The organism is Nonomuraea sp. PA05 (genome assembly GCF_008086045.1).
GTDB lineage: Bacteria > Actinomycetota > Actinomycetes > Streptosporangiales > Streptosporangiaceae > Nonomuraea > Nonomuraea monospora.
Genome location: NZ_VSEY01000120.1, coordinates 1 through 396, shown reverse-complemented (window position 1 = coordinate 396; position 396 = coordinate 1). Strand labels below are relative to the sequence as shown.

The window sequence follows — 396 nt, the reverse complement described above, 5'->3', positions numbered from 1 at the left end:
TGTCAGACCGGCGACGATCTCCTGGCCGCGCTCGACCACCAGGACACCCCCTACGAGCAGGTCGTCGCGGCCGTGAACCCGCCCCGCCATCCGCACCGCAACCCGCTCTTCGACGTGCTCTTCACCGTCGATCGGGTGCCGGAGCTGATGGGCGGGACGCCGCTGCTGTTCGATCGCTCGCTGAGCCTCACCGACTACATGGTGAGCCTGGTCCAGGCCGGGGACGACCTGCATCTTCAGGTGGTGTTCGCGGAGGATCTGTTCTCCCGCGAGTGGGCCGAGTCCTTCACCGACGCGCTGCTCACCCTGCTCTCGGCCGCCGTCGCCGCCCCGGACACTCCCGTCTCCCGTCTCCCGCTGTGCGCACCCGCGCCACAGGCCGCCCTGCCGCCCGCT

1 protein-coding gene is annotated in these 396 nt (G+C 70.7%); it reads left to right on the top strand.

Features of this window, described 5'->3' with window-relative positions; translation table 11 throughout:
* On the top strand, nt 1–396 hold a 396-nt coding region (locus FXF51_RS60295), incomplete at both ends, for a condensation domain-containing protein (RefSeq protein ID WP_148443843.1).